This window comes from Staphylococcus sp. EG-SA-2, assembly GCF_017152085.1.
Genome location: NZ_JACYHC010001344.1, coordinates 1 through 588 on the forward strand (window position 1 = coordinate 1; position 588 = coordinate 588).

At 33.0% G+C, this 588-nt stretch carries 1 protein-coding gene; it reads left to right on the forward strand.

Annotation, left to right across the window (positions count from 1 at the left end; genetic code table 11):
- On the forward strand, positions 1-588 hold a 588-nt coding region (locus tag IDG60_RS28450; protein WP_206161174.1), incomplete at both ends, for a CDP-glycerol glycerophosphotransferase family protein.

The following is a 588-nucleotide window of genomic DNA, read 5'->3' on the forward strand; positions in this document are numbered from 1 at the left end:
TAATTATTACCTATTACTAGGTGGATATAATAAGACTTCTAATCAACACATTGTTCAAACGTGGCATGCAAGTGGTGCATTAAAAAACTTTGGATTAACAGATCATCAAGTCGATGTGTCTGACAAGACAATGGTTCAGCAGTACCGTAAAGTTTATCAAGCGACGGATTTTTACTTAGTGGGTTGTGAACAAATGTCACAATGTTTTAAACAGTCTTTAGGTGCAACAGAAGAGCAAATGTTGTATTTTGGGCTTCCGAGAATTAATAAATATTACACAGCTGATAGAGCAACGGTTAAGGCAGAGTTAAAGGATAAATATGGAATTACAAATAAGTTGGCATTATATGTACCAACATATAGAGAAGATAAAGCAGATAATAGGGCTATTGATAAAGCTTATTTTGAAAAATGTTTACCAGGATATACACTGATTAATAAATTACATCCATCAATTGAACATTCAGACATTGATGACGTATCTTCAATCGACACGTCTACATTAATGCTAATGTCAGATATAATTATTAGCGACTATAGTTCGCTGCCAATAGAAGCTAGCTTGTTAGATATTCCAACTATATTTTA